Here is a 26,421-nt window from a genome sequence, read left to right as displayed (position 1 = left end):
TAGCTTCTTCGCGGCGTCGGCCGCTGCGGCCGGTTTGATGGCCATGGGATCGCCTGCCATGGCCGACAGTCACGACAACGACGGCATCAACCTGCTCAACGACAACAACGTGAGCGTGCTGCCGGTCCAGCTCTGCAACAACAACGCCGCGGTGCTCGGCCTGGTCGCGCCGATCGGATCACCGCAGAACGCCAAGTGCGTCAACGCGCCCATCGTGGACCACTGAGGTGACCGGATCGGGTTCACCGGTGCTTTTCGAACGCAAACGCACCGGTGAGCCCGCCGTGAAGCATGATGTGGCCCGTATTCGCGGACGGCTGTCGGCAGCGGATGGTGCGCGAACGTGTTGTGGGACTCGTTCCGCGTGCGGGGAGGGACGCTGACCGGCACGACCGGGGCCGCGGCCGTGCTGCCGGGGTGGGCACGGCCGCGGTAGTAGAACACGGGAGCCGTTACGACCGGAAGCCACATCAGGGGAGGGGGGAACGTTCGGCGTCGCACGGCCGTGCGACGCCGAACGTTTTTTCGGGTCGAGGAAACCGCGGTGTCGGGCAGTGCGAAAGGCGAGTGCGGCCACCGGTGCGCGCCGACGGGCGTGGTCGACTCCCCGTTCGACTGGTGTTACACGAGCGGCGGAACACCGATACCGTGTGGAGTATGGCCAGCGGCACGACGAACAAGGGGTCCACGGGAGCGCGCGGCAGCGGCGCGCGGAGTCGTTCGTCCGGTTCCGGAACGAAGAAGTCCGGATCCGCCGGTGCCCGATCCTCCGGTTCCGGGTCCGGTGGGAAGAAGACCACGAATTCCGGTGCGAGGGCGAGTTCCGGAAAGAACACCTCCCGCTCGGGCAGGGCCTCCTCGAAGGGGACCGGCAAGGCGGGCACGGCGGGAAGTCGCTCCTCCCGAAGCGGTTCTTCGGGAGGGTCCGAACTCGGTCGTGGAATCGCCCGGGCGACGGGGAGCGTGCTGCGCACCATCGGCAGGACCAGGGAGCTGGATCCCGCGCACCGGCGCGACGGGCTGGCGCTGATCCTCATCGCCCTGGCGGTGGTGACCGCGGCCGGAGTCTGGTGGCACGCGGGCGGCCCCGTGGGGCAGTGGCTGGACCGGTTGCTGCGCTCTGTGATCGGTTCGGCCTCGTTGGTGCTGCCGTTGGTGTTGCTCGGAGTGGCCGTGCTGCTCATGCGTACCGAGCACAACCCGGAGGCGCGACCGCGGATGGTGGTCGGGACGGCCTTGTTGCTGTTCGCGGCACTCGGCGTGCTGCACATCGGGACCGGGGCTCCGCGTGAAGCGGCGGAGTGGTCGGAGGCCGCGGGGTTTCTCGGCTACGTCGCGGGAGGTCCGCTGGCCGGGGGGATGACCGGTGTAGTGGCGGGCGCCGTCCTGGTGCTGGTCTCGTTGTTCGCCGTGCTGCTGCTGACCGGAACCGCAGTTCGGGACGTGCCCGAACGTCTGCGCAAACTGGCCCATCCGGAGGGGGGAGATCGGGCGGACGAGACCGATCGGGAGGTGGCCCCGTCCGATCCCGACAGTGCGAAACTGCGTCGCCCCGCCAGGCGCCGTCAAGCCTCCATGAGCGACAAGTCCGAACAGGACGCGCAGGAGGAACTCCAGCAAGCGCAGGAAGCGGCGGAACCGAACTCCTCCGGCGGGGGGAAGCGCACCGCGGCCGCGGCCACCTCCTCGAGCGGAACCGCGGAGCGGGATACCGCGAGATCCGCTGCCGCGAAGCCCGCCACGAGCTCGGGAGCAGCCGAGCGGTCCGCCCCCGAGGAGCCGCAGCAGCTCACGATCACCCGTGCCGTCGAGGGGAACTACCGGCTTCCGCCGCCGAACGCCTTGGAGGAGGGCGATCCGCCGAAGCGGCACAGCGAGGCGAACGACGCCATGATCGAGGCGATCAACGGTGTGCTGCGACAGTTCAAGATCGACGCCGAGGTGACCGGCTTCGTGCGGGGGCCGACCGTTACGCGCTACGAGGTCGAGCTGGGCCCCGGCGTGAAGGTCGAGAAGATCACCGCGCTGACCAAGAACATCGCCTACGCCGTCGCCAACGACAACGTTCGGCTGTTGGCTCCGATACCCGGCAAGTCCGCCGTGGGCATCGAGGTGCCCAACAGTGACCGCGAGATGGTCCGGCTCGGGGACGTCCTGCGCTCGGGCAAGGCGGCGGAGGACACCCATCCCCTGGTCATGGGGTTGGGCAAGGACATCGAGGGACAGATGGTCACGGCCAACCTCTCGAAGATGCCGCATCTGCTGTGCGCGGGTTCGACGGGATCGGGCAAGTCCAGTTTCGTCAACTCCATGCTCGTCTCCCTGCTGGCCAGGGCGACTCCCGAGGAAGTCAGGATGATCCTCATCGACCCGAAGATGGTCGAGTTGACACCCTACGAGGGGATCCCCCATCTGATCACTCCCATCATCACCGAGCCCAAGAAGGCGGCCGCTGCGCTCGGCTGGCTGGTCGAGGAGATGGAACAGCGGTACCAGGACATGCAGGCCAGCAGGGTGCGCCACATAGACGATTTCAACGCCAAGGTGCGCTCCGGTGAGCTCACCGCCCCGCCGGGGAGCGAACGGGAGTACCGGACCTACCCCTACATCCTCGCCATCGTCGACGAGCTGGCCGACCTGATGATGACGGCCCCGCGCGACGTGGAGGACGCGGTGGTGCGGATAACGCAGAAAGCGCGTGCGGCGGGAATCCATCTGGTGCTGGCCACCCAGCGTCCCTCCGTGGACGTGGTCACCGGGTTGATCAAGACGAACGTTCCCTCCAGGTTGGCCTTCGCCACTTCCTCGCTCACCGACTCGCGGGTGATCCTCGATCAGGCTGGTGCGGAGAAGCTGATCGGCATGGGGGATGCGCTCTACCTGCCGATGGGTGGTGCGCGGCCGACCCGTGTTCAGGGATCCTTCGTCAGTGACGACGAGATCCACCGGGTGGTCGGCTACACCAAGGAGCAGGCCGAACCGGACTACGCCGACGGTGTGACCTCCGCCAAGGCGAGCCAGCAGAAGGAGGTCGACTCGGACATCGGCGATGATCTGGACGTGCTGCTGCAGGCCGCTGAACTCGTGATAACCAGCCAGTTCGGATCGACCTCGATGTTGCAGCGCAAACTCCGGGTCGGCTTCGCGAAGGCGGGCAGGCTGATGGACCTTCTCGAGTCCAGGAGCGTCGTTGCCGCCTCGGAGGGATCGAAGGCGCGGGAAGTGCTCGTCAAACCGGAGGAGTTGGAAGGCGCTCTGAACTCCATCCGGGGAGGTCCCCCTCCGCAGGAGGAAGCGCAGGAAGCGAGTCCGTAGCGGAGCTTCGTGCTCGGGCGTGTGCTCGTGTTCTCCCGGTGTCCGGAGGCGGGAGGTCCCCGATCCCGTGGAGCGGTGCTGCACGGGATCGGGAGGTCGTGCCGGGTGCCCGTGGCGAGCATCCGCGGAGGAGTCCGTTCGGTGAGCTCCCGGGCCACCGGACGGCCCCCTCCGCGGGAGGGAAGGACGAGTCCGGCGCGAGCGCCTACTCGCTCACGGACAGCGCCCTGTCCACGGCTTCGGCCGTGTTGTCACTGCTCGCTCCGAACTGCCTGACGGCGTAGTAGTACACATCGGCAGCCCGTTCGCAGGCGGTGTCGCCCGCGCAGGCCGAGTACATATCCGCGCGGAAATTGTTGTCGATGCGCAGCCGGTTGTCCTCGGTGAATCTTCCCTGGTTTTCGTAGTTGCGGTAACCGAAGTCGTGGCGCAGGCAGCTTTCCGTGAATTCGTACCCGAGTGGTTCGTCGGGTGAATAGGAGCACGCGTCCGAGGACCAGTCCAACTCGTTCGGGTGAGGTCTGGACGCTCTTATCTGGACGAATTCTTCCAGGGATACTTCGAACAGGTAGCGGTCGGTGGTCTGACGCGGATTCCAGGAATCGGTGGCGGCTTGTGCGGTGGCTCCACTCAGGAGGGCGGCGCAAAGAGTGGTGAGCAGGATCAGCGTGGCGCTCGGGCGCCGGTTCTTCCAGGAGGACACGGGGACTTCTCCTCGTGGGTGGACGATCAGTTCCGGATCAGTCCTACCGTGCCTGGCAAGCGTTCGCTTGGTGCTTTCGGGTGTTGTTCAGCCGGTTTTATTCCCGACTTCACGGAATTTTCCTTCGAAAGGGGGACGAGGTTGGGATTCAGGGGGCCAGCTTCAACAGCATGCGCGTGTTGCCGAGCGTGTTCGGTTTGACGTAGGGGAGGTCGAGGAATTCGGCGACACCGGTGTCGGCCGATCTGCGCATCTCCGCGTACACCTCGGGGGAGACCGGTGTTCCGCTGATCGGCTCGAATCCGTGCTTGGCGAAGAACTCGGTCTCGAAGGTCAGCACGAACAGCTTCGGAAGACCCAGTTCGTTGGCCAGGTCGATCAGTTTCCGCACCATCCGGTGGCCGACGCCGTGTCCGCGTGCGGAGGGGTCCACGGCGATGGTGCGCAGCTCACCGAGGTCCTCCCAGAGCACGTGCAGCGCGCCGCAGCCCACGATGCTCGTCGAGCGGTCGTCGTGGTTCTGTTCGGCGACCCAGAATTCCTGGACGCTCTCGTAGAGTGTGACGAGGTCTTTTTCCAGCAGGACCTGTCCGGCGTAGGTGTCCACCAGCTGCTTGATGGTCCGCACGTCGGCTATTCGCGCACGGCGTATTGTTATCCCGGTGGACGCATAGGAATGCATGCTTCGATTCTAGAGTTCGCGCGGCTCGGTTCGCTCGGCGGGGAGGTTCCCCGCGCGGGGCGCGCAGGTGGGAGAAGCGGTTGCGCCGCTCGTGCGGCGGTCTGTCCCGCCCGTCAGCGTCCCCGGCCACCCGGGAGCCCGGCCGAACGCGGTGCGCGAATCGCGCGTGGGTGAGCCTTCCGGCCCCCGAGGTGGACGGTGCGACCGTCGTCATTGATCCTGGACACGGCGCGACCCACGACGCCGCAGTGAACAGGATCGGTTCGAGGAGTTGTCATGACAGCGGACAGTGCGGCATCGAACCGGGCCGCTTCCGGCTCGGGCGGTGCCGACGGGGACGAGCGGGGCACGCCGCTCGTCAACATCGCCAACGCGCTGACCACATCGCGGTTGATCCTCGTGCCCGTTTTCCTGGTCGTGCTGTTCTGGGCCGGTGGGCACGAACCGTTCTGGAGGTGGATCGCCACCGCGGTGTTCGTGCTCGCCTCGGTGACCGATCGGATCGACGGGGAACTGGCCCGCAGACGCGGTCTCATCACTGATTTCGGCAAGATCGCCGATCCGTTGGCGGACAAGGCGCTGACCGGGGCCGCGTTGCTCGGGTTGAGCGCACTGGGGGAGCTTCCCTGGTGGGTGAGCGCTTTGATCATCTTCCGGGAGATGTTCGTCACGGTGCTGCGGTTCTGGGTCATTCGGCACGGTGTCATCCCCGCTTCCCCGGGGGGAAAGCTCAAGACCTTGCTGCAGGCGGTGGCCATCGGGCTGTACCTGCTGCCGCTCGGTGATTCGGCCGATCCGCTGAAGTGGGTGGTCATGGGTGCGGCCGTCGCGGCCACGGTGGGCACGGGAGCGGACTACGTGGTGCGCGCGGTGCGGCTCAGGGCGTTGAGTCGGCGGGCCAGGAAGGGGCGCGGGTGACCGAGCGAGCGGAACCGGACGCCGAGCGGCGTCGCCTGGTCGCAGACGTGGTGGAGCTGCTGCGGAGCTCGGGAAGCACGGTCGCCACGGCCGAATCGCTGACCGCGGGTCTGGTCAGCGCGATGCTGACCGAGGTCGGTGGGGCCAGCTCGGCCGTGCGGGGCGGACTGGTGGTGTACGCCACCGACTTGAAGAGCGGTTTGGCCGGGGTCGATCCGGAACTGCTCGCCGCCCGCGGCGCAGTGGACCGGCAGGTCGCCGAACAACTCGCGCAGGGGGCCCGTTGGCGCTGCGGAGCCGATTGGGGGATCGGGCTGACCGGGGTGGCCGGACCGGCTTCCCAGGACGGGAAGCCCCCGGGCACGGTGTATCTCGGTTTCGCGGGGCCGGACGGGAGCGTCGTGCGCGCGCTCCGGTTGACGGGCGGGCGGCAGGAGATACGGCACGCCGCCGCTGTCGCGGCCCTGGAACACTTCGAGGCTTTGCTGCGTTGAACGCGGAGGTGCTCGACGTGGTGCACGGCGACGACGCGCTTTTTCCCGCTCCGTGGGATATTGGTGTCACAGGCTCCAACTTTTGGTTGAAACGCGTTCGCCCTCGGCGGACTCGTGGTGAACGGGGCGTACTTTGGCGTCGCGTTGAGTAGTGTGGGGCGTTGACGCGTCGCGCAGGATGTAGGCGACGGAATGGAGGCGCGCGATGACCGTGTTGTTGCGGGAGGCAGTCGGAGAGCGACTGCGCCGCGCGCGGGCTGCCCAGTCCCGTACCCTGCGGGAGGTTTCGCGCGCGGCCCGGGTGAGTCTTGGCTACTTGTCCGAGGTGGAACGTGGTCGCAAGGAGGCGTCGAGCGAGCTGCTCGGCTCCATCTGCGACGCGCTGGACCTTCCACTGCCCGAGCTGCTCGTGACCGTGGCCGGTGACCTGGACTCCCCGGAGACGGTGGTGGCGCCTTCGGTGGTGGAGCAGACGGCACCCGCCGAGCTCGAAGGTGGCAGGTTGGTGCCCAGTCTGATCGATTCCGAACTCGCCGAGGCCGGCATGGTCGACGGCGAGCCGGAAGGGGCCCAGGTGTATTCCGAATCGGATTCGGAATCCTTCGAGGAGGAAACCGACCAGCAGGACCGCAGGTTGCAGCCCATGCTCAGTCAGCGGATAAATCCGCCGAACCGGACTTCCAGCGGGGTGGTTGTGGCCGCTTGAGACCGAACCGGAACTTCCCCGCGGTTCCGTGGAGAGAATTCGCGGATCCGTGGGGTTCGGTGGAAGCTGTTCGACCGAGCTGACACGATGGGGGGAGACGCTGAGGTCGGTAGCCGTGTCCGGTGTGTGACGGGGAGCGTCGCTGCACCGGGGGGAAGCCGCGCCGGTACTGTCGGCACCACGTCCCTCGGCGTGGATTCCCAGCGTGGGCGCAACCGGTAGAACAGAAAGCAGGCGGAGGAGATGGCCAACCCGTTCGTGAAGTTCTGGAAGTACCTCATGGCGTCGTTCTCGTCCAAGGTCGATGAGAACGCCGACCCCAAGGTGCAGATCCAGCAGGCCATCGAGGAAGCTCAGCGGCAGCACCAGGACCTGTCGCAGCAGGCCGCCTCGGTCATCGGCAACCAGCGGCAGCTGGAGATGAAGCTCAACAGGCAGTTGAACGAAGTCGAGAAGCTGCAGGCGTCGGCTCGCCAAGCTGTGAACATGGCCGAGCAGGCGCGCGCTGAGGGCGATGAGACGAAGGCTCAGCAGTACGAGGAGACCGCCCAGCAGTTGGCGAGTCAACTCGTCACCGCGGAGCAGGGCGTCGAGGACCTCAAGAATCTGCACGATCAGTCCTTGCAGGCGGCTGAACAGGCCAAGCAGGCCGTCGAACGCAACTCGCAGGCCCTGCAGCAGAAGATCGCCGAGCGGACCAAGCTGCTCAGCCAGCTGGAACAGGCGAAGATGCAGGAGCAGGTGGCCGGCTCGCTGCGGCAGATGAACGACATGGCCGCGCCGAGCAACACCCCTTCGCTCGACGAGGTGCGGGACAAGATCGAGCAGCGCTACACCACGGCGCTCGGCCAGGCCGATCTCGCGCAGAACAGCGTGCAGGGAAGGATGGCGGAAGTTCAGCAGGCTGCCACGGACGCGGCCGGGGTCAATCGACTGGCCCAGATTCGGGCGTCCATGGGAACCGACGACCAGCAGCAGGTCTCGGGCGGTGCTTCGCAGACCGACTCCACGCCCGCTCCGCGACAGCAGAACCCGCCGCAGCAGAACTCCCAGTCCGACCAGGCGTGACTCGTCGTGGGCAGGCGGGACTCCGGAATCGGTGACTGGGGCGACTACGCGCTCGAGCAGTTGCGTGGTCCTGTGCTCACCAACATCAAGCAGAGAGTCGCATCCTGGCGCGATCCCCGTGCGCGGCTGCTCAGACGACGGAAACGGGCCAAGCGGCTTGCCGTGGGCAGTGGAGCCACCACGGGGGTGTTCGGAGGAGGGGCCTATCTCTCCTACGCGCCGGAGACCCTCGGCCTTCCCGCCGAACCGGCCGGGGAGACGCTGTTCGATCTGGCTTCGCTCGGTCTGGGGGGAATCGCCCTCGCCGCCGGTGTGGGCACTGTTGGCGCACTTCGTCACTACAGGCGGTTGAAGCGGACACCGCTTCCGGCGGCTCCTCCCGAACCACCCCGGCTGCCTCCGCGGAGCTCGGCAGCCCACGAGCCGATGCGGCAGTTGGCCGAGGCCGAACGCAGTTTGCACGACTCGTTGAATCGGTTGGACACCGGGATCGGTCAGGGCGATGATCCGGTCTCGGGGGCGCGTTCCACCGCTGCGGAGGTCGCAGTGGCGCTGCGTTCGGTCGCCGATCGCCTGGAGGCCGTGGAAGGCACCCTCGAGCACGCGCCGGGAGAGCAACGCCGGGAGCTGGAAGAGGAGATCCGGCGGATGCGCGCTGAGCTGGACGAGGGGGTCGAGCGCTACGGATCCCTCGTGGCCGCAGCGGGGCGCGCGATAGCCGCGGGCGGTAGCAGTGATCAACGCGATCACCGGATGCAGGACGCCACGGACCGGCTGGCCGGACTGGCCGAGGGACTGCGCGAGCTGTCCGGGGAACGCTCCCGTCCCGATCGGGAGCGGGGCAGCTCGGAGTGAACCTCTTTCGGTGAACCGGATTCACGAACAACCCCGCCGTGCTTTCGCGCGTCCCCTTCCGTGGAAGGCAGCGTGGACGGCAGTTCCGAAGCGGTCGCTCGGCACGTTGCCCGAGAGCGCTGTGCGGAACTTCCCGATGGTTCCGACAAGTGTTGTGAAATAGTAATCTTCACGGCTGTTGTGCGGAGCCGTCCGCTTTCGCCCGAAGCGATGTACGGGGGAGGACAATGTGGCTTTGTGGGCCGTGCGCGGTAACGGTCGGCAACCGCCCGACGGCGAGGACGTGGCCACGGACGAGCGGCTCAGCTGGCCACTGACCGTCGGGTTGGGATTTCAGCACCTGCTCGCCATGTTCGGGGCGACGGTGCTGGTTCCCCGGATGACCGGCTTGCCCGTCTCGACCACCCTGCTGACCTCCGGTGCCGGAACACTCCTGTTCCTGCTGTTGACCAGGAACCGCGTGCCCGCCTACCTGGGAGCTTCGCTGGCTTTCGTCGTGCCGCTGGGAGCGGCGGCGGAGAGGTCCGGAGCGGGGCCGGGGGCCCTCATCGGCGGCATCGTGGTCGTCGGACTGCTCGTGACCGCGCTGGGGGTGGCGGTCAAGGCTCTGGGGGTGCGGTTGCTGGAGACCGCGGTCCCACCCGTGGTGACCGGAGGAATCATCGTTCTGGTCGGCCTCGGGCTGGCGACGTACTCGGCAACCTCCTTCGAGCGGACTCCGGTGCCCGCCGCGGTGACCGCGGTGATCACCTTGCTGCTCACGGTGCTGGGGCGCGGGCTGCTCTCCCGTGGCTGCGTGTTGCTCGGCATGCTGGCCGGGTGGCTCTACGCCGCGGGGGCCGGAACGTTGTCCGCGGCGCGCCTCGCCGAACTGCGGAACGCGGCCTGGCTCGGCCTTCCCGAGCTGATCACGCCGCAACTGCACCTGTCCGTGACACCCTTCGTGATTCCGCTGGTGATCGTGGTGGCGGCGCACCAGGTCGGGATGGTCAAGGCCGTGGCCTCCACCACTGGGAGGAACCTGGACGGCAGCGTCGGCGACGCCCTGATCGGTGGCGGACTGGCCACCACGTTCTCGGGATCGGTCGGCGGGTCGGGATTGATCGGCTACGCCGAGAGCATGGGGGTGCTGGCCGCGAGCAGGGTGTATTCCACGGCAGCCTGCATGGTCGCGGCGTTGACGGCGATGTGCATCGCCTTCTCCCCGAAGGTCACCGCGTTGCTGGGGACCGTTCCCACCGGGGTGGTCGGGGCCGCGTCGATGATCCTGCTCGGCATGGTCGTGCTGATAGGGGTGCGCATCTGGCTGAACGCCGGGGTCGATTTCACCGATCCGGTCAACCTGGGGGTGGTGGGGACCACGCTGATCGCAGGGGCGGGGGACCTGACCCTGACCGTCGGAGACGTTCGGTTGAGCGGACTGGTCTGGGGTTCGCTGGTGATCGTGCTGGTGCACCCCATGCTGCGCGCCCTGGTCGATGCGTCCCGCGGCTCTTCCCGGCAGTGACGTGGAACGACAGCCCGCACCGCCCGGGCGGCGCCCGAACGGAACGTCGGGCGCGCTCGGGGGAGGCGGCGGTGCGCGGAGGCGTCACGCTTCGCCCTGGTCGTGCGCCTCGTCCTCGTCGCCCTGGTCGTGCGCCTCGTCCTCGTCGTCCTGGTCGTGCGCATCCTCCGCGCTCCGCGGTCGGCGGGAGCGTCCGGCCCGTAGTGCCCTGGCGAGCAGCAGATTGAGCGCAAGAGCGACCTCCCGCGCTCCGGGAGTCCCCCACTGGTGTAAGGGCACACAGGCCCCCTGGGCCTGTTGCACCGCCAGTCGGTCCGGCAGGGCCACCGGCATGACCAGCGGACCGAAGATGTCCCGCAGCTCCTCGATGCGGAACTGGTGCTCGTGCGAGCGCGCCCGGACCCGGTTCACCACGACCCCGAGGGGTTGCAGGCGCGGATTGTTCGTCGTTCGCTCGGCCTGCACGGCTTCGAAGGCGCGTTGCACCCCCGAGACGGCGAAGATCGTGGGTTCGGTGACCAGCAGCGCTCTGTCGGCGGCGATCAACGCCGAGCGGGTCAGCTGACCGAGCGACGGTGGGCAATCCAACAGCACGAGTTGATAAGGGGCCTCCCCCGCAGGTGAGTGGGCGGTCAGCTCCGAAAGGGCCTCGGTGAGCCGGTTGAGCCTGCTCTCACCGGACTCCTGGCCGTTGTGGACCTCGGCGTCCTCCGAGCCGACGAGCACGTCCACGTCCTCGCCCCACGAGCTGGGGGCGACCGCCTGGACGATCGTCTCGGCCGTGGGGTCGGCCAGCACGTCGCTCAGTCCCCTGGTGGTGGGGCGGGGCTCCAACGAGGCCGTCGCGTTGCACTGGGGGTCGAGATCGACCACGAGAGTGCGTGCCCCCTTGCGCATGGCCGCCGAAGCCAGCCCGAGCACCACTGTCGTCTTTCCCACGCCACCCTTGAGGCTCAGTACCGCCACCGTATGCACGCCCGTAGCCTACGGACTCCGCAAGCGTCCGTGGCGTGCTGCTCGACGAGCCCCCCGCTCCGGCGAGCTCCGGAGCGGAAATGCGGCGGATGCGGTTGACACCGCCCGCCGGATGTCGTCGTGCTCGGGGGCGAAGATTACGCTGCCCCCATGAAGTCCGACGCCGTGCACCGGGTGCTGGAAAACGAGTTGGCCGAAGCTCGCCGTCGTCGCGGCGACGCTCCGGAGGTTCTCGATGTCGGAGGTGGCAGCGGAGTGTGGGCGGTGCCGCTGGCCTCCTCCGGATGTTCGGTCACCGTCGTCGATCCCAGTCCCAACGCGCTGGCGACCCTGCGACGGCGGGCCGCGGACGCGGGTGTGGGGGATCGCGTGCTCGCAGTGCAGGGCGACACCGACGCCCTGCAGTCGGCGGCGCCTTCCGGCGGGGCCGATCTCGTTCTCGGTCACGGCCTGCTGGAGTACGTCGACGACGTGGACGTTTCGCTCCGGGCGCTCGGTACGGCTGCCGTACCCGGTGGAGCCGTCTCCGTCGTGGTGGCCAACAGGTACGCGGCTGTTCTCGGTCGTGCGCTCACCGGAAGGGTCGCCGAGGCCCTTCGGCTGTTCAACGATCCGGACGGACGCATGGACGGTCCGACCGGGGAGACGGTGCGTCGTCGGTTCGACACCGAGCTGTTGCGGCGGGTGCTCGACCGGTCCGGGTTGGTCGTGGAAACCGTTCAGGGACAGGGGGTCGTCAGCGACCTGGTTCCGGGATCGGTCCTGGAGTCGACTCCGGGGGCCTGGGACGCCCTGGAGGGGCTGGAGGTGGCGGCCGCGGGGCATCCACCCCTGCGGGACATAGCCACCAGGCTGCACGGTCTGGCCCGAGTCCCGCACAATCACACGGTGCAGTGAGAAAATCCCCTCGCGGGATGATGTCGGACAGTTATCATGGATACGGAGATGGGACCGGGTAGTCGTCTCGTCGTTGGGACCGTATCCTCGAATGTGACGCCCCCAGAAGCGTTCACCGGAACTCCGTGGAACGGAGTCCTCGGGTTTCGGTGACACGGACCTAGTGTGCCGGAGGAGGAGCCATGCCACTCTCCGAGCACGAGCAGCGAATGCTCGACCAGATCGAGCGCGCGCTCTACGCCGAGGACCCCAATTTCGCCTCCAACGTGCGTGGAGGGCGGTTGCATCGACCCTCCAAGCGGCGCCGCCTGCAGGGCATCGCCGTGTTCGTGTTGGGGTTGATCCTACTGGTGCTCGGCGTGGTGCTTCCGGTCACGGCGGCCGGGATACCCGTTGTGAGCGTGGTCGGCTTCCTCGTGATGTTCGGCGGAGCAGTGATCGTCCTGTTCGCGATGCGCGGTAGTGCGGAAGAACCCGAGTCGCAGTCCGGCGGTGGTGGTCCGTCCGGTGCGAAGCGCAAGACGGGGAACTCCCTTACGCAGCGTCTGGAAGATCGCTTCCGCAAGCGCTTCGAGCAGTAGCGATCGTGAGCCGGTCCGGCGTGGGGTCGAAAAGACCGTCCGGAGCGGTTCGGGTGCCCGGGTCGAGTGGACGATCCGGGCACTTCCGTGCTCCGATGCTGTGACGGCCAAGTCTCTTTCCCGGTCGTCTCCTCACCTGAGTGAGTTCATTCCCCGTCCGGAAGAGGTCGCCGTCCGGAAGAGGTCGCCGTCCGGAAGAGGTCGCCGTCCGAAGGCGGGAGCCGGTGCGCAGCGCGCGGTTCGTGCGGTCAACTCCGGTGACGTGCCCGAGAACGGGGCGTGCTCGGTTCACCGTTGCCCACGTCCGGACACCACCGACCGGGGAAACATCCACTCTCCGCGGGTGAGTGGCCTGGAGCGCCGCAAGCCATCCACCGCCGTGGTCAGCTCCGCCGTGGATACCCCGGCGCCGCCCTGCGGTGCGTACAGTGCGCGCTCGATTTCCGCCGTCAACCGTCGTACCGCTCGCGCGCTCTCCTCGTCGAGGCCGTACTGCCCGATCAGGCGTTCCGATGTTCCGCGCGGGCTCTCGCTGGGGATCGGGGGAGTCCCGCGATCGGTGAACTCGTCGAGCAGTTCGCGCCAGGCGAGGCGGGTGGATCCCGGGGCGTCAGCGGCCACGCGGGATAGCCTGCTCCGCCTGCGGGCGCTCCTGATCAGGGCCGGTGCCGCGGTGCCGCCGACCAGCAGCAGCACCGCCGTGGAGGGCAGCAGCCACAGCCCGATCGGTGTCCGCTCGTTCCGTGCGACGGGCGAAGGAGAGCCCGATTCGTCCGGTCGTGTGGTCGGTGCGCCGTCCGAGGGGGTCGGTTCCGGCGTGGTGCCCGAGGTTTCGGAGTCCTGCCCGCCCTGCTGCCCGCGGTCCTCGGAGCTCAGGTAGGAGGGGCTGGGCGCCCGATCGCCGCTGAGCGGGGTGGGATCGAAGGTGATCCACCCGTGCCCGGGGAAGAAGGCCTCGACCCATGCGTGCGCGTCCTCGGTGGTGATGACCCGCTGGTTGCCCGAGCGCTCACCCGGGGTGAAGCCGACCGCGACTCTGGAGGGGATTCCGACGGAACGCAGCAGTACCGCCATCGCGGAGGCGAACTGTTCGCAGTAGCCGCGCTTGCCGCGGAACAGGAAATCGGTCAGCGCGTCGTCAGAGGATGCGGGGGCGGTCCGCAGATCGTAGGTGAAGCCGTTCGACGGGTCGGTGAAGTACCGCTGGAGGGCGACGGCCCTGTCGAACCGATTGTGCTGCTCGGAGGTTATTCGCCGGGCAAGTTCGCGCACCCGGGGGGGTATTCCCGCTGTGCTCGAATAGGCGGGGGAAACGGTGTCCTCCCCGGAAGCGCGGCGGAGTGCCCGCTCGCTCGGATCGGGGAAGGCCGCCAGTTCGGTGTAGCTGTCCGTGTCGGGGTTCTCCCGGGTGAACGCAGTCCCCGAGGCGGGATCGTACCGCCACCCGGTCCCGATCTCGGAGACCTCGACGGGAACACCGAACATCGGCAACCACGCGTCCCGGTACCCCACCGGATCGATCCGCACGCTGGTCGTATCGGTTTCCGAGGGCTGCATCCCCGCGGGCGTCGGAAGTCGCCCGTCCATAGCGACACCGCGGGACAGGCCGTCGAGTTTCCACCCCTGGTCCGGGTCGAACCGCCGCAGGGTCATCGCGCGGAGGTACGCGTCCCGGGGGAGTCCCTCGACGCGGAACAGCTCCACCACCTCGTCCCGCGAGAGCTGTCCGCGCAGCGAGGTGAACGGGCGCAGCCCGATCTCGCCGGTACCGGGGCCGCGGGATTCCTGGTCCGTGCCCGGGATCCTTCCCCGGGTTCCGACCCCGGTGAACACGGTTCCGGCGAGCAGGGCGATCACGGCGGCTGTGGCGACCACGGTCACCGGCAGCAGGGCTGGAGCCACCGCGGAGGTGTAGGTGGTCCTGGGCACGAGTCCTGGGTGGCGGCCGAGCAGCAACAGCGCCGCGAAGCCCACCGCACTGCCGAGGAACGACCACCACGGCAGCAGCAGGTCGGCCAGTGAGGCCGGGACGGCCAGCATGCACAACAGCACGAGGCCGGCCACGGCGGGGGCGCGGTGCGCCACGACGATCCGGTCCACGAGGAAGGTGACCACCCCCAGGCCGAGGACCACCAGGCACTGCATGGCCGAGTCGGCGGGAACCGGGGGCACACCGGTGCGCACCACGCCGATCGCTGTTCCGAGCAGGCTCCCCAGCCTGGCGACCGTCGCGGGACCGGGCAGCACTCCGAGGATGGCGTTCCGCCCGAACAGGGCGGTCAGCATCACCACGAGCACGAGCAGCTGGGCCGGAGGGGCCCACGAGCGCGCACGCGCCATCCGCGCCGCCGCTCCAGTTCCGGCCACGGCGATCGACGTCAACGCGGCGACGGGGAACCAGCGCCAGTCCGCGAGCACCGCTGAGAACGTCGTCGAGGTCAGCAGTACGACGCCCACCGCCACGGCGGTGGCGGCGGTGTCCGGTGTGCGTTCGGCGCTTCGGTTCATGGTCCGGCCCGGGGCGGATCGAGCGAGGTGCCCTGTTCGCAAAGACTTTCCCAGACGAGAGCAACGGGTGAGGAGGGGCCGGCGACCGTGGTCACGGTCCATCCCGCGGAACGGAGTCGGTGGGCCGTCCCGGACGCGGGGTCGTGCTGCTGGGACCCCTCGGCCCAGGCGTCCACGTCGAGCAGTATCGCCGCGCTGCGCGAACCGGTGGAACGGGCCGAGGCCAGCTTCCCCGCCCCGGCCGGGGTGGTGCGTCCGAGCACCGCGATGAGGTCCCGGTCGCTCTCGGAGGCCCCGCCGGGAGGGATCTCGCGGCGCGCCGAGGGTTGCAGGGCCGCGAGGGCCTCCAGAACCGATTCGTCGTCCTGCTCCTCGTCCGCATCCGAACCGGGCGAGCCACTCGCTGCCACGCGTCGGCCGGAGGTGCTGACAAGACGTACGCGTTGTCCGCGTCGGCGCAGGTGCAGGCAGATGCTGGCCGCGGCGGACACGGCCCACTCCAGGCTCGAGTTCGCCCCCGTCCCCCGGTGCGCGGAAGCCCTGTGGTCGAGCAGCACGGTGACTCCGCCGTGGCGGGGCCCCTCCTCGACGCGGACCATCAGTTCGTCGCGGTGCGCCGTCGACTTCCAGTGCACGCGGCGTATGTCGTCACCGTGCCGGTACTCCCGGATGGTGCCGTCGTCACTGCCGGGGCCGGCGCGCATCCGCCCGGAGTCCTCCCCGCCGTGTCCGCCTCCCGCCGCGGGCAGCCCGCTCAGCGGGAAGACCTCGGGGACCGCGACCAGGTGGTCCGAGCCCACGATCTCCTTCTCGAACACCGACAGTCCGAAAGGATCACGTGTTCTGCAGCGCAGCGGTCCCAGCTGGTGTACGCCCCTCAGCTCGGGACGGACGGTGTACTCCACGACTTTTCCGCTCCGGCCCACGGATCCGCCCAGTCCGTAACGTGCCGTACCACCGAGCAGGGGAGGGACTTCGTCCACCAGGATCAGACCGCTCGGCGGGACCCTGCCCGTGGAACTGAGCCGCAACCGCACGGTCGCGCTCGTGTGGACGGCGGTCCTGCGCGGTACAAGCTCCCTGTCCGCCCGCAGACCGGTCCTGGCAAGCGCACTGATCGACAGCGTCAGCAGGGGGAGCGCGGCCGCGAAGAACGCGACCCGCAGCAGGTCTCGCTCGTCGAGGACCAGGGCGCAGACCACGGCGGCGCACGCGGCGGCCAGCAGGCAGCGTCCCCGCACGGTCAGTCCGGACAGCACTCCGAGCCCCGTGGTCCCGAGTCTCATGAATCCGGGGCTCACAGCGCGGAGTCCGTGTCGCGCGGTACCGGAACGCGCCCCAGCAGCTGCCGCACCAGGTCCGAGCCGTTCTGCCTGGACGCGCGCGCCTCTCCGGTCAGTACGAGGCGGTGCGCGAGCACCGGCACGGCGACGGCCTGGACGTCGTCCGGCGTGACGAAGTCCCGTCCGTTCAGCGCGGCCTGGGCACGTGCCGCGCGGAGCAGCTGCAGGGTGGCCCGCGGAGAGGCGCCCAGACGCAGCTCGGCCAGCTCGCGGGTGGCCGTGACCAGCTCGATCGCGTAGCGCCGGAGCTCGGTGGTCACGTGGATCCTGCGCACGGTCGCCAACAGCTCGGTCACTTCGGTCGCATCCGTGACCGGGGAGAGCCCGTCGAGCGGGTCGGTGCTCGCGTGTTCGTCGACCATGGCCAGCTCGGCCTGCTTGTCGGGGTAACCGATGGACACGCGGCAGGTGAAGCGGTCCCGCTGGGCCTCGGGCAACGCGTAGGTGCCCTCGAGCTCGATCGGGTTCTGGGTGGCGATCACCATGAACGGGGATTCGAGGGAGTAGCTGTGCCCGTCGACGGTGACCTGGTTCTCCTCCATGCACTCGAGCAGGGCCGACTGGGTTTTCGGGGACGCCCGGTTGATCTCGTCGCCCACCACTATGTTCGCGAAGACCGGCCCGCCCCTGAACTCGAACGTTTCCGAGCGGCGGTTGTACACGGACACTCCGGTGACGTCGCCCGGAAGCATGTCGGGGGTGAACTGGATCCGGTTCGTGGTGCAGTCCACGGAGCGGGCGAGCGCCTTGGCCAGGGAGGTCTTGCCCACCCCGGGGACGTCCTCCACGAGCAGGTGCCCCTCGGCCAGCAGGGTCACCAGCGTCAGGCGCACCACTTCCCGCTTGCCCACGAGCACGTTCTCCACGTTCTCCGCTATTTTGCGCAGCGTGTCGTGGACGCGCTCGATCGGGAGCCCCGCTGGGGACTCTCCGGGAGTGGCGAGGTGGTCCGCTCGGGAACCGTGCGTCGTTCCGCTTCCGGACGCGGTGGACGTGGCGCTGCCGGATGAGCTGGTCTCGGGCGTCACAGAACCTCCAGATGCCGTTCGCTGGCCACCGCGCCCGCCTCGCGGGCCGGGCGAACCGTACCGGGACGGCCGAGCGGTTCCGGTCGCACGGAGCGCTCGTGTTGCGGTGTGCCCCGAAGTGTCTCAAATCCCCGCGTGCGTTCCAGCGCCGTACTCGGTGGGAAGCAGCTCACCGACACGCCCCGCGTGCGAGCGGTTCGCGGGGGTTTCGCACGATCGTGGGGATCGTCGAGTCGCGCCCCCGGCGTTTCCGGTTGACGAAGGGGCGGGGTGGGGTAATGTGAGGTCGGTCGGGGAGATCTCTTTCGGCGTGGAAACGCGGACAGTTCCGCAGGGGATCCTGCCGCGTCGTGGGCGTCGTGGTTCGCGTGACTGCCGGTAGCGTGAGTGGCAGCAGGGGCGCACCGCTCGGGGAGTGGCTTCGGGGGCGGCCGACCTGTTGGTGGGGTTGGACGGACACCTGGGGCGAAACGCCGTTTCTCGTGCGCCGCGCGGCGGCGCGAACTCGGCGGCGCGAACTCGAAAGAACGAGCGCGCGGACCTCGGGCGTCCATTCGAGAGGAATTCCGCCCCGTCCTCCCCGGGCGGTTCGAAGAGGAGGGAAAGCCACTGTGTCAGAGGTTCCGGGACGGGACTCCGAAGCGGAGGACGGAACGAGGGATTCCGCGGAGTCGGATTCGCACGTGGAGCGGCGCCACCTCCCGGTGCTGCTGGATCGGACGGTCCGGCTGTTCGAGCCGGTGCTGAGTGCGCGTCCCGGGGTGGTTCTCGACGCCACTCTCGGGATGGGCGGGCACGCCGAGGCGTTGCTGCGCTCCTTCCCGGAAACCACCGTGGTGGGTGTCGACCGCGATCCGGAGGCCCTGGAGCTGGCCCGCCGGCGTCTCGAGCCCTACTCGCGACGCGTGCGGCTGGTGCACGACGTCGCCGACCGCATTCCGGAGATCCTGGCCGAGCAGGGTTTGTCCTCGCTGGACGGAATCCTGTTCGACCTCGGAGTGTCCTCGTTGCAGTTGGACGAGACGGAACGCGGGTTCTCCTACTCCAGGGACGCCCCGCTGGACATGCGCATGGACGGCACGGCCGGACTCACCGCCGCCGACGTGCTCAACACGTACTCCAAGGACGAGCTGACGAGGGTGTTGCGGGAGTACGGCGAGGAGAAGTTCGCGTCCAGGATCGCCGGGCGGATAGTGCGGGAACGCGATCGGGAACCGTTCGTCACGAGCGCGCGGTTGGTCCAGTTGGTCTACGACAGCGTTCCGGCGGCGAGCAGGCGCAGTGGAGGACATCCCGCCAAGCGCGCCTTCCAGGCGCTGCGCATCGAGGTGAACGGCGAGTTGGAGGTGCTGCGACGTGCCCTTCCCGCGGGGATCGACTCGTTGGCGGGGGGAGGACGGATCGTGGTGATGTCGTACCACTCCTTGGAGGACCGCATCGTCAAACGCACTTTTGCGGAGCGGGCGAAATCGCGGACACCGTTGGACCTTCCGGTCGAGCTGCCCGGGCACGGGCCGGAGTTGCGCGTGCTCACCCGTGGCGCTGAATTCGCGGGCGAGCAGGAGGTCGCGGCCAATCCCAGGGCGAGTTCGGTACGTCTGCGAGCCGCCGAGCGAATCCAGGAGGAGGCATGACGGCGCCGGCGCGCGGCGGAAACGACGGGGAACGGAAGAGCGGCAGGCAACGGCAACGTGCCGAGCAGCGCGGCAACGGCCGGAGCAGCCGCAGGGGGCGTGTTCGCTCGGCCAGCGCGGAGCGCGCCTACGAGCGCAAACGCGAGCGGGGCAAGCAACCCGAGGCCGGCAAGAAGGAGGAGGCCGGCAAGAAGGAGGAGCGGAGCACCGAACGGCGGGGGAGACGCCCCGGGCAGAACCGGATCGCGCAGGGGAAGTCACGCCTCGCCCTCTCGGGAAGCGGGCTCCTCCAATCGGGAGCCGGGGTCTTCTACCGGTTGTTGAGCAAGGTGGCGACCTCCCGGGCGGCCTTCGTGGGCACCGCCATGGTCGTGCTGGCCGTGGGCATCGTCGCCACTCTGTGGTTGTCGATCGCAGCCGTGAGCAATTCGTACCGCATACAGGACTCGAAGGAACGAGTGCAGGCGTTGACCGAGCGCAAGGAGGATCTGATGCGCTCGGTCAGCAAGATGGGCTCCATCTCGGAGGTCCAGCAGCGGGTCGAGGAAATGAACATGGTCCCCGCACCGGACCCGGCTCACCTGGTGGTCGCCCCGGACGGATCGGTGCGCGTGGTCGGTGATCCCAGCGCCGCCCCGACGCCGGATCCCCCGAAACCGGAACCTTCGTCCGAAAGCACCGCCTCGGAGGATCAGCGGCAGGACAACTCGCGGAACGAACCCGGTCAGGAAGCGAACTCCGGGGACGCGGTGAACTCCGACCGGTCCCCGTCGAACGACCCCTCGATGGAATAACGCATATGGCTCGTCGCGACAGGCAACGTGGTACACCCCGACGCGGAGGCTCCAAGCGCGACGCGACCCGTCGCGCTCCGGTGCGCCCGGCGGACAAAAGTCAGGGCCGGAAATCGAGCGGCTCGCGCGGAACCCGCTCCACCCGGACTCCGCGGACCAAGGTCGCTGCGAGCAAGAGGCGCTTGGGCATCGGCAGGCTGCTGCTCGTGCTCGCCCTGGTCGCGACCGGCACCAAGCTGGTGATCGTCCAGGGGTTCGAGGCGCGCGCGTTGTCGGAGCAGGCCAACGACCAGCTGGTGACCAAGCAGGCCATTCCGGCGGAGCGCGGCTCGATCACCGACGTGAACGACAGGGTGCTGGCCTTCAGCGGTGAGGCCCGCAAGCTTTACGCCAATCCACGCCTTCTCGACGAGCAGCAGCGCAAGGAGCGCGAGAAGAAGCCCTGGGTGAAAACGGGACCGGAGAAGAAACGGGCCATCGCCAAGGGTATCGCCGAGATAACCCACGGCAAGGTCAGTGAGCAGCAGGTTCTGGACGCGTTGTTCTCCGACCAGCAATTCCTCTACTTCGGCCCGCTGATCGATCCCGGAACGGCCCGCAGGATCCACGAGAAGTACCCGCAGATCGGCAGTGAGTACCGGGCCGTTCGGCGTTACCCTGCGGGATCGGTGGCGGCGGGCATCGTGGGGGCCGCCTCCTGGCGCAAGGGGGAGAACAAGATCCGCGGGACTGTGGGGATGGAGAACGCGCTGGACAAGAAGCTGACCGGTGAGGACGGGGTCAAGATCTCGGACACGGCCATGGGAAGCAGTCTGGTCATCCCGGGAACCAAGAAGATCAAGGCCGCCGAGCCGGGGGCGGACGTGCGGTTGACTCTCGACTCCGACCTGCAGTTCGCGCTGAACCGGAAACTGGCCTCCTACGTCAAGGAGAGGGGAGCCTCCGGAGGAAGCGCGGTCGTGCTCGACACGAAGACCGGAAAGGTGCGTGCGCTGGCCAACGCCGACCCCTCGGAGCCGGAGGACCAGTCCAGCAGGGCTGCCCGGAACCTGAGCAACCGGGCGGTGACCACGCCGTACGAACCGGGGTCCGTGAACAAGTTGATCACGGCGGCGGGGGCGATCGAACACGACATCGTGGAACCGGACACGGTGTTGCAGGTCCCGGACGAGATCAAGATGGGCGGTGCCACGATCCACGACGCCTGGAGTCACGAGACTCTTCCGCTGACTTTCCGGGGCGTGCTGGCCAAATCCTCCAACGTGGGGACCCTGAAGGTGGCGCAAAAGCTCGGCAAGGACCGCTTCGCGGAGCTGATCCGGAAGTTCGGTCTGGGCGAGAAGACCGGTATCGCCTTGCCGGGGGAGACGTCGGGGACGGTTCCCGCGCGCAAGCAGTGGTCGGACACGAGGTTCGCGAACCTGCCGATCGGCCAGGGGCTCTCGATGACCGTGCTGCAGATGGCCGGTATGTATCAGGCGATCGCCAACGACGGAGTGCGGATCCCGCCGCGGCTCGTCGAGTCGACGGTGCGCCCCGACGGCACGGAGGTCGCTCAGCCGCGCCCCGAGAAAGTGCGAGTGGTCGGGGAGCAGACCGCGGATACGGTCAAGAACATGCTGCGCGCCGTGGTGCAGGAGGGTGACGAGCAGGGGGGAACCGCTCCGGGGGCCGCGCTGGCCGGTTACCAGATCGCGGGCAAGACGGGGACGGCGCAGAAACCCGATCCCGCCTGTGGTTGCTACAGCAATTCCAAGTACTGGGTGACGTTCGCGGGCATGGTTCCGGCGGACGATCCGAGGTACGTGGTCGGAATCATGCTCGACGAACCGGAAAGCACCGAATCGGCCGGACCGTTGTTCCACGACGTGGCAGCCGACCTGACACGGCGCTACGACATTCCGCTTTCCCCGGAACCGGCCCCGCGGAAGACGCTGCAGAAACGTTGATTCCCGGAGGGGAAGCACGCGGACCGGCCGTTTCGCCAGGGGAATCCCCGGAGGTCCGCGCGGAGGAACGGGACGGGGAGTGGAGGTGCGATTCCACCCCCTCCGCCTTTCGGCGTAGCGGGGACGACCGCTCGGGGGACGCGCCCACCGTGAGGCTGCTCCTCCGAGCGGTACAGGTAACCTTTTCGCCGTGCCTTCCGCGGTTGCGACTTCCCCGCCTCGTCCATCGCGCGTCGAGCCGGTGAGTATTCAGCAGTTAGCCGAGTCGACCGGTGCCCGCGTGGTCCGCATCACCGAGTCGACGGACTCCGTCGGTGACACCCCTGTCGAGGTGAGCGGTGTCACTTTGCGTGCTCAACATGTCGTCGTCGGTGACCTGTTCGCCGCGTTGCCCGGTGCCCGCACCCACGGTGCGGAGCACGCCGCTGCCGCCCTCGACGCGGGGGCGCGTGCCGTTGTCACGGACGAGGAGGGGGCACGCGCGGCGGCGTTGACCGAACACACCTCGGTGGCCGGGGGCGAAGTTCCGCTGCTGGTGCACCCCGAACCGCGTCGTGTCCTCGGTGCGCTGGCTGCCGAGATCTACGGCAGGCCGTCCCGGCGGCTTTCCGTGCTGGGCATCACGGGTACCTCTGGCAAGACCACCACGAGTTACCTGGCCGAGGCCGCGCTGCGCCGGGCGGGGTGCGTCACCGGGTTGATCGGAACGGTCGAGACCCGCGTGGCCGGAACCCGCCTCGACAGCGCGTTCACCACCCCGGAGGCTCCCGATCTGCAGGCCCTGCTGGCCGTGATGGCCGAACGCGGTGTCACGCACGTGGTCATGGAGGTGTCCAGCCACGCGTTGGCGCTGGGCAGGGTTTCCGGAGTCGAGTTCGCCGCGGGCGGTTTCACCAACCTTTCCAGGGATCACCTGGACTTCCACAGTGATATGGAGGACTACTTCGCCGCCAAGGCCATGCTGTTCGACGGCCGCTGTGCGCGTGAGGTGGTGTCCCTGGACACCGAGTGGGGGCGGCGATTGGTCCGCTCCGGGGTGGTCACGGTTGCTGCAGACGGGCGGGACGCCGACTGGACCGCGAACGGAGTCGTGGCTCATCCGAGCGGGGAGCAGCAGTTCACCGCGATTGGTCCGGGCGAGGCTCGTGTGGATATCCGGCTACGCTTGCCGGGGTCGTTCAACATCGCCAACGCTTTGCTCGCCACGGCCGTGCTGTGGGAACTCGGCGTGGACGCGGAGTCCGTCGCCGAAGGGTTGGCCGAGGTGGACGTTCCGGGGCGCATGGAGCGTGTCGCACTGGGCCAGGACTTCGCCGCAGTGGTGGACTACTCGCACAAGCCCGATGCCGTCGAGGCCGTGCTGGAAGCGGCGCGGGCCCAAGCGGCTGGGAGGGTGCTCGTCGTGCTCGGCTGTGGAGGTGACCGGGACGCGGCCAAGCGTCCCGTCATGGGAGCCACCGCGGCGCGGTCGGCGGACCTGCTGGTGGTGACCGACGACAATCCGCGCGGTGAGGATCCGGCGGAGATCAGAGCGAGCGTGCTCGACGGGGCGGCGGAAGTGGCCGAGGAAGACCGCGCCGTGTTGTGCGAGATCGCCGATCGGCGGACGGCGATCAACGAGGTGGTGCGTCGGGCACGCGGAGGCGACGTCGTCGTGGTCGCGGGGAAGGGGCACGAAACCGGTCAGGAAGTGGCCGGGGTGACCCACCCCTTCTCGGACCGGGACGAGCTGGCGGCCGCGTTGCGCGAACGACTTGAAGGTCCGGAAGGGACGGAGAACACCGCCGTGCGGTGGTCCCCGGAGGAGAACCGGGGAAGTGACGAGGAGGCAAGGTGATCCGGCTCAGCCTCGACGAGATCGCTGAGGTAGTCGGTGGCAGACTGCACCGCGCCGACGGTAGCGAGGTCGTCACCGCGGCCGTCGAATTCGATTCAAGGAAGATACGCCCCGGTGGACTCTTCGTTGCGGTACCGGGGGAACACGTCGACGGGCACCGGTTCGCGGAGCGTGCGGTCGCGGACGGAGCTGTCGCCGTGCTCGCGGCGAGGGAAGTGGACGCCCCCGCCGTGATCGTGCCGCCCGTCGACGCGGCCGAACGGGCCCGTGCGATGGCTCTGGCCGGTGACACGGACGGTTCGGGAGCCGCCGTGCTGGTCGCCATGGCGCGACTCGCCCGTCTGGTGGTCGACCGGTTGGAGCGGCTCACGGTCGTGGGGGTCACCGGTTCCTCCGGCAAGACCTCGACGAAGGACCTGATCGCGCAGCTGCTCGAACCCTCGGGGCCGACCGTGGCTCCGCCCGGATCGTTCAACAACGAGATCGGCCATCCCTGGACGGTGCTGCGTGCGGACGAGGACACCCGCCACCTGGTTCTGGAGCTGTCCGCCCGTGGGACGGGGCACATCGCGGAGCTGTGCGAGTCGGCCCCGCCCCGCGTGGGAGTGGTGCTCAACGTCGGCAGCGCCCACCTCGGCGAGTTCGGTTCGCGGGAGGCCGTGGCCAGGGCCAAGGGTGAGCTGGTCGAGGCGCTGCCCGCCGCGGCCGACGGTGGGGTCGCGGTGTTGAACGCCGACGATCCGGCCGTGGCGGCCATGGCCCAGCGCACCGACGCGCGGGTGTTGCGGTTCGGGCAGCGCCCGGACGCCGAGGTCAGGGCTGAGGACGTGGAGCTCGACGAGCAGGCGCGCCCCGGATTCACGCTGGTCACCCCGGAGGGGCGGGCCACGGTGCGGCTGCCGCTGCACGGCGAGCACCACGTCGGCAACGCGCTGGCCGCGGCGGCGGTGGCCAGGGAGCTCGGAGCCACCGTCGAGCAGACCGTCGAATGTCTGGAGCAGGTGCGTCAGCTGTCCGGCAAGCGGATGGAGGTCACCGAGACCCCGGGAGGGGTCACGGTGATCAACGACGCCTACAACGCCAACCCGGAATCGGTGCGGGCGGCTCTGAAGGCCCTCGCCTCGATGAAACACGGTGGCCCGGGGAGAAGCTGGGCCGTTCTCGGCGCGCTGGGCGAGTTGGGCGACGAGACGTCCACCGCGCACGACGAGATCGGACGACTGGCCGTGCGGTTGAACATCGACCGACTGGTCGTGGTCGGTGATCAGGCCCGTGCGATGCACCAGGGTGCCGCGCTGGAAGGTTCTTGGGGAGAGGAGTCGACTCTGGTACCGGACGTCGAGGCCGCCGTCGGGTTGTTGCGGGACGAGTTGCGGCCCGATGACGCCGTGTTGATCAAGGCGTCCAACGCGGCGGCGCTGTGGCGCGTCGCCGAGGAGCTGACGGGATCCACCGCAGGGGAGTCCTCCGGGGAGGACGCCGCGCGAGGCGGTGGTACGACGTGAAGAGCATTCTCGTCGCCGCGGCCGTCGGCCTGGTCGTCTCCATTCTCTTCACCCCGTATCTCATCAAGGTCTTCTCGAAACAGGGTTTCGGTCAGGAGATCCGCGAGGAGGTGCAGAAGTCCCACTCGTCCAAGCGGGGGACCCCCACGATGGGGGGAATGGCGATTCTCGTCGCCATGTGGGTCGGATACCTGGCGACTCATCTGACGGTGTCCGACACGTTCCCCAGCATCACCGCGCTGTTGGTGCTCGGCCTGACCACGATGCTCGGCATCGTCGGGTTCCTGGACGACTTCATCAAGATCCGCAAGCGCCGCAACCTGGGGCTGAACAAGACGGCGAAGCTGATCGGACAGATGCTGTCCTCGGTGCTGTTCGCCGTCCTGGCCCTGCAGTTCGCCGACAGGAACGGGTTCACCCCCGCTTCGGACAACCTGTCGTTCATCCGGGACATCAACGTGGTCTCCTTCGGCCTCGTCGGTTTCGTGGTGTTCGCCTACATCGCCATCAGCGGCTGGTCCAACGCGGTGAACTTCACCGACGGCATGGACGGTCTGGCCGGAGGAACGGCCGCGATGGTGCTGGCCAGCTACGTGCTGATCTCCTTCTGGCAGTTCCGCAACTCCTGCCAGCTGGCTGCCGAGCTCGGACCGGCCTGCTACCAGGTGCGTGACCCGCTGGACGTCGCCGTGGTCGCGGCGGCGGCCATGGGGGCCTGCGTGGGCTTCCTCTGGTGGAACGCGGCACCGGCCAAGATCTTCATGGGCGATACCGGTTCGCTGGCCATCGGTGGACTGGTCGCCGGGCTCTCGATGACGACCCGCACGGAACTGCTGATGATCGTCATCGGCGGTCTGTTCGTTGTCGAGGCCCTCTCCGTGGTGTTGCAGATCGTGGTTTTCCGCACGTCGCGCAGGCGGTTGTTCCGGATGGCGCCGTTCCACCACCACTTCGAACTCGCGGGGTGGGCCGAAACCTCGGTGATCATTCGGTTCTGGATACTGGGTGCGATCAGTTGCCTGTTCGGGGTGGGCCTGTTCTACGCCGACTGGCTGTCCCTGGCGGGCGGGACCTGATGGAGTCCGCTCGCGGCGCGCCCGAGCCGTGACGAGCGGGCCGCGG

Annotated in this window: 22 protein-coding genes; 16 read left to right on the top strand and 6 right to left on the bottom strand. The window is 68.5% G+C overall.

The annotated features are described in order from the left end of the window. Positions 1–37: 37 nt before the first annotated feature. Complete coding sequence (locus G9Q41_RS08760) at positions 38–226, top strand: hypothetical protein (RefSeq protein ID WP_092522898.1); 189 nt, start codon at positions 38–40, stop codon at positions 224–226. 431 nt (positions 227–657) lie between these two features. Further along, positions 658–3,315: a DNA translocase FtsK gene (locus G9Q41_RS08755; RefSeq protein WP_207630749.1), complete on the top strand. Its 2,658-nt coding sequence runs from the start codon at positions 658–660 to the stop codon at positions 3,313–3,315. A gap of 205 nt (positions 3,316–3,520) precedes the next feature. Here G9Q41_RS08755 and G9Q41_RS08750 read toward each other — a convergent pair whose 3' ends face one another. Continuing rightward, the gene (locus G9Q41_RS08750; RefSeq protein ID WP_347567493.1) at positions 3,521–4,018 is read right to left on the bottom strand and encodes a phospholipase; all 498 of its coding nucleotides are present in this window, start codon (positions 4,016–4,018) and stop codon (positions 3,521–3,523) included. A 148-nt stretch (positions 4,019–4,166) separates the two neighbouring features. Next, a complete protein-coding gene (locus tag G9Q41_RS08745; protein WP_092522314.1) occupies positions 4,167–4,700 on the bottom strand; it encodes an amino-acid N-acetyltransferase in 534 nt (177 codons plus the stop codon). Between the two features lie 276 nt (positions 4,701–4,976). Between G9Q41_RS08745 and pgsA the strand changes: the two genes are divergently transcribed. From pgsA to G9Q41_RS08715, 6 genes are all read left to right on the top strand, one after another. Then, positions 4,977–5,618, top strand: coding sequence for a CDP-diacylglycerol--glycerol-3-phosphate 3-phosphatidyltransferase (pgsA, locus tag G9Q41_RS08740; RefSeq protein ID WP_092522312.1), 642 nt, complete (start codon positions 4,977–4,979; stop codon positions 5,616–5,618). Beyond that, the gene (locus G9Q41_RS08735; RefSeq protein ID WP_092522310.1) at positions 5,615–6,112 is read left to right on the top strand and encodes a CinA family protein; all 498 of its coding nucleotides are present in this window, start codon (positions 5,615–5,617) and stop codon (positions 6,110–6,112) included. Before pgsA ends, G9Q41_RS08735 begins: the two co-directional genes overlap by 4 nt. Positions 6,113–6,317: 205 nt before the next feature. Further along, positions 6,318–6,818 carry a helix-turn-helix transcriptional regulator gene (locus G9Q41_RS22280; protein WP_092522308.1) on the top strand — a complete coding sequence of 167 codons (501 nt, stop codon included), beginning with the start codon at positions 6,318–6,320 and terminating at the stop codon, positions 6,816–6,818. 243 nt (positions 6,819–7,061) lie between these two features. Then, on the top strand, positions 7,062–7,886 hold the full coding sequence (locus tag G9Q41_RS08725; protein ID WP_092522306.1) for a PspA/IM30 family protein: 825 nt from the start codon (positions 7,062–7,064) through the stop codon (positions 7,884–7,886). A gap of 6 nt (positions 7,887–7,892) precedes the next feature. Then, on the top strand, positions 7,893–8,741 hold the full coding sequence (locus tag G9Q41_RS08720) for a hypothetical protein (protein WP_165632342.1): 849 nt from the start codon (positions 7,893–7,895) through the stop codon (positions 8,739–8,741). Between the two features lie 229 nt (positions 8,742–8,970). Next, positions 8,971–10,248, top strand: a complete 1,278-nt coding sequence (locus G9Q41_RS08715; protein ID WP_165632341.1) for a solute carrier family 23 protein — start codon at positions 8,971–8,973, stop codon at positions 10,246–10,248. An 84-nt stretch (positions 10,249–10,332) separates the two neighbouring features. Here the strand turns inward: G9Q41_RS08715 and G9Q41_RS08710 are convergent, their stop codons facing one another. Then, positions 10,333–11,223, bottom strand: coding sequence for a ParA family protein (locus G9Q41_RS08710; protein ID WP_165632340.1), 891 nt, complete (start codon positions 11,221–11,223; stop codon positions 10,333–10,335). Between the two features lie 150 nt (positions 11,224–11,373). On the opposite strand from G9Q41_RS08710, the gene G9Q41_RS08705 reads away from it, so the two are divergent. Together G9Q41_RS08705 and G9Q41_RS08700 are read left to right on the top strand one after the other, a co-directional pair. Further along, complete coding sequence (locus G9Q41_RS08705) at positions 11,374–12,120, top strand: class I SAM-dependent methyltransferase (RefSeq protein WP_092522298.1); 747 nt, start codon at positions 11,374–11,376, stop codon at positions 12,118–12,120. Positions 12,121–12,302: 182 nt separating this feature from the next. Then, positions 12,303–12,701, top strand: coding sequence for a DUF3040 domain-containing protein (locus G9Q41_RS08700; RefSeq protein WP_017974141.1), 399 nt, complete (start codon positions 12,303–12,305; stop codon positions 12,699–12,701). 288 nt (positions 12,702–12,989) lie between these two features. On the opposite strand, the gene G9Q41_RS08695 is transcribed toward G9Q41_RS08700, so the two are convergent. Genes G9Q41_RS08695 through G9Q41_RS08685 form a run of 3 tightly spaced genes read right to left on the bottom strand, consistent with a single transcriptional unit; the run spans position 12,990 to position 17,580 of the window. Next, positions 12,990–15,209, bottom strand: coding sequence for a DUF3488 and transglutaminase-like domain-containing protein (locus tag G9Q41_RS08695; RefSeq protein WP_165632339.1), 2,220 nt, complete (start codon positions 15,207–15,209; stop codon positions 12,990–12,992). Beyond that, positions 15,206–16,495 (bottom strand): DUF58 domain-containing protein, encoded by a 1,290-nt coding sequence (locus tag G9Q41_RS08690; RefSeq protein ID WP_165632338.1) that lies wholly within the window; start codon positions 16,493–16,495, stop codon positions 15,206–15,208. Before G9Q41_RS08690 ends, G9Q41_RS08695 begins: the two co-directional genes overlap by 4 nt. 11 nt (positions 16,496–16,506) lie before the next feature. Continuing rightward, positions 16,507–17,580, bottom strand: coding sequence for a MoxR family ATPase (locus tag G9Q41_RS08685; protein WP_092522294.1), 1,074 nt, complete (start codon positions 17,578–17,580; stop codon positions 16,507–16,509). A 683-nt stretch (positions 17,581–18,263) separates the two neighbouring features. Here G9Q41_RS08685 and rsmH point away from each other — a divergent pair. From rsmH to mraY, 6 genes are all read left to right on the top strand, one after another. Next, the gene (gene rsmH / locus G9Q41_RS08680; protein ID WP_092522891.1) at positions 18,264–19,214 is read left to right on the top strand and encodes a 16S rRNA (cytosine(1402)-N(4))-methyltransferase RsmH; all 951 of its coding nucleotides are present in this window, start codon (positions 18,264–18,266) and stop codon (positions 19,212–19,214) included. Then, positions 19,211–20,008 carry a hypothetical protein gene (locus G9Q41_RS08675; protein ID WP_165632337.1) on the top strand — a complete coding sequence of 266 codons (798 nt, stop codon included), beginning with the start codon at positions 19,211–19,213 and terminating at the stop codon, positions 20,006–20,008. Before rsmH ends, G9Q41_RS08675 begins: the two co-directional genes overlap by 4 nt. 182 nt (positions 20,009–20,190) lie before the next feature. Next, positions 20,191–21,957 carry a penicillin-binding protein 2 gene (locus G9Q41_RS08670; RefSeq protein ID WP_207630747.1) on the top strand — a complete coding sequence of 589 codons (1,767 nt, stop codon included), beginning with the start codon at positions 20,191–20,193 and terminating at the stop codon, positions 21,955–21,957. A 241-nt stretch (positions 21,958–22,198) separates the two neighbouring features. Beyond that, positions 22,199–23,794: a UDP-N-acetylmuramoyl-L-alanyl-D-glutamate--2,6-diaminopimelate ligase gene (locus G9Q41_RS08665; RefSeq protein WP_165632335.1), complete on the top strand. Its 1,596-nt coding sequence runs from the start codon at positions 22,199–22,201 to the stop codon at positions 23,792–23,794. Then, positions 23,791–25,299, top strand: a complete 1,509-nt coding sequence (gene murF / locus G9Q41_RS08660) for a UDP-N-acetylmuramoyl-tripeptide--D-alanyl-D-alanine ligase (RefSeq protein ID WP_165632334.1) — start codon at positions 23,791–23,793, stop codon at positions 25,297–25,299. The genes G9Q41_RS08665 and murF overlap by 4 nt, the downstream gene beginning before the upstream one ends. Then, positions 25,296–26,375 carry a phospho-N-acetylmuramoyl-pentapeptide-transferase gene (gene mraY / locus G9Q41_RS08655; RefSeq protein ID WP_165632333.1) on the top strand — a complete coding sequence of 360 codons (1,080 nt, stop codon included), beginning with the start codon at positions 25,296–25,298 and terminating at the stop codon, positions 26,373–26,375. Before murF ends, mraY begins: the two co-directional genes overlap by 4 nt. The last annotated feature ends 46 nt before the right edge of the window (positions 26,376–26,421 follow it).

Origin of the sequence: Actinopolyspora sp. BKK2 (genome assembly GCF_011291845.1) — a bacterium.
GTDB classification, from domain to species: Bacteria; Actinomycetota; Actinomycetes; order Mycobacteriales; family Pseudonocardiaceae; genus Actinopolyspora; species Actinopolyspora saharensis.
The sequence above is the reverse complement of the archived record's forward strand: the minus strand, read 5'-3'. Positions and strand labels throughout refer to the sequence as shown.

Excerpts from the sequence above, each read along its gene's own strand:
- G9Q41_RS08760 (WP_092522898.1), top strand. The coding sequence starts at position 38 with ATGGCCATGGGATCGCCTGCCATGGCCGACAGTCACGACAACGACGGC.
- G9Q41_RS08755 (WP_207630749.1), top strand. The coding sequence starts at position 658 with ATGGCCAGCGGCACGACGAACAAGGGGTCCACGGGAGCGCGCGGCAGC.
- G9Q41_RS08745 (WP_092522314.1), bottom strand. The coding sequence starts at position 4,700 with ATGCATTCCTATGCGTCCACCGGGATAACAATACGCCGTGCGCGAATA.
- pgsA (WP_092522312.1), top strand. The coding sequence starts at position 4,977 with ATGACAGCGGACAGTGCGGCATCGAACCGGGCCGCTTCCGGCTCGGGC.
- G9Q41_RS22280 (WP_092522308.1), top strand. The coding sequence starts at position 6,318 with ATGACCGTGTTGTTGCGGGAGGCAGTCGGAGAGCGACTGCGCCGCGCG.
- G9Q41_RS08725 (WP_092522306.1), top strand. The coding sequence starts at position 7,062 with ATGGCCAACCCGTTCGTGAAGTTCTGGAAGTACCTCATGGCGTCGTTC.
- G9Q41_RS08705 (WP_092522298.1), top strand. The coding sequence starts at position 11,374 with ATGAAGTCCGACGCCGTGCACCGGGTGCTGGAAAACGAGTTGGCCGAA.
- G9Q41_RS08700 (WP_017974141.1), top strand. The coding sequence starts at position 12,303 with ATGCCACTCTCCGAGCACGAGCAGCGAATGCTCGACCAGATCGAGCGC.
- G9Q41_RS08695 (WP_165632339.1), bottom strand. The coding sequence starts at position 15,209 with ATGAACCGAAGCGCCGAACGCACACCGGACACCGCCGCCACCGCCGTG.
- G9Q41_RS08690 (WP_165632338.1), bottom strand. The coding sequence starts at position 16,495 with ATGAGACTCGGGACCACGGGGCTCGGAGTGCTGTCCGGACTGACCGTG.
- G9Q41_RS08675 (WP_165632337.1), top strand. The coding sequence starts at position 19,211 with ATGACGGCGCCGGCGCGCGGCGGAAACGACGGGGAACGGAAGAGCGGC.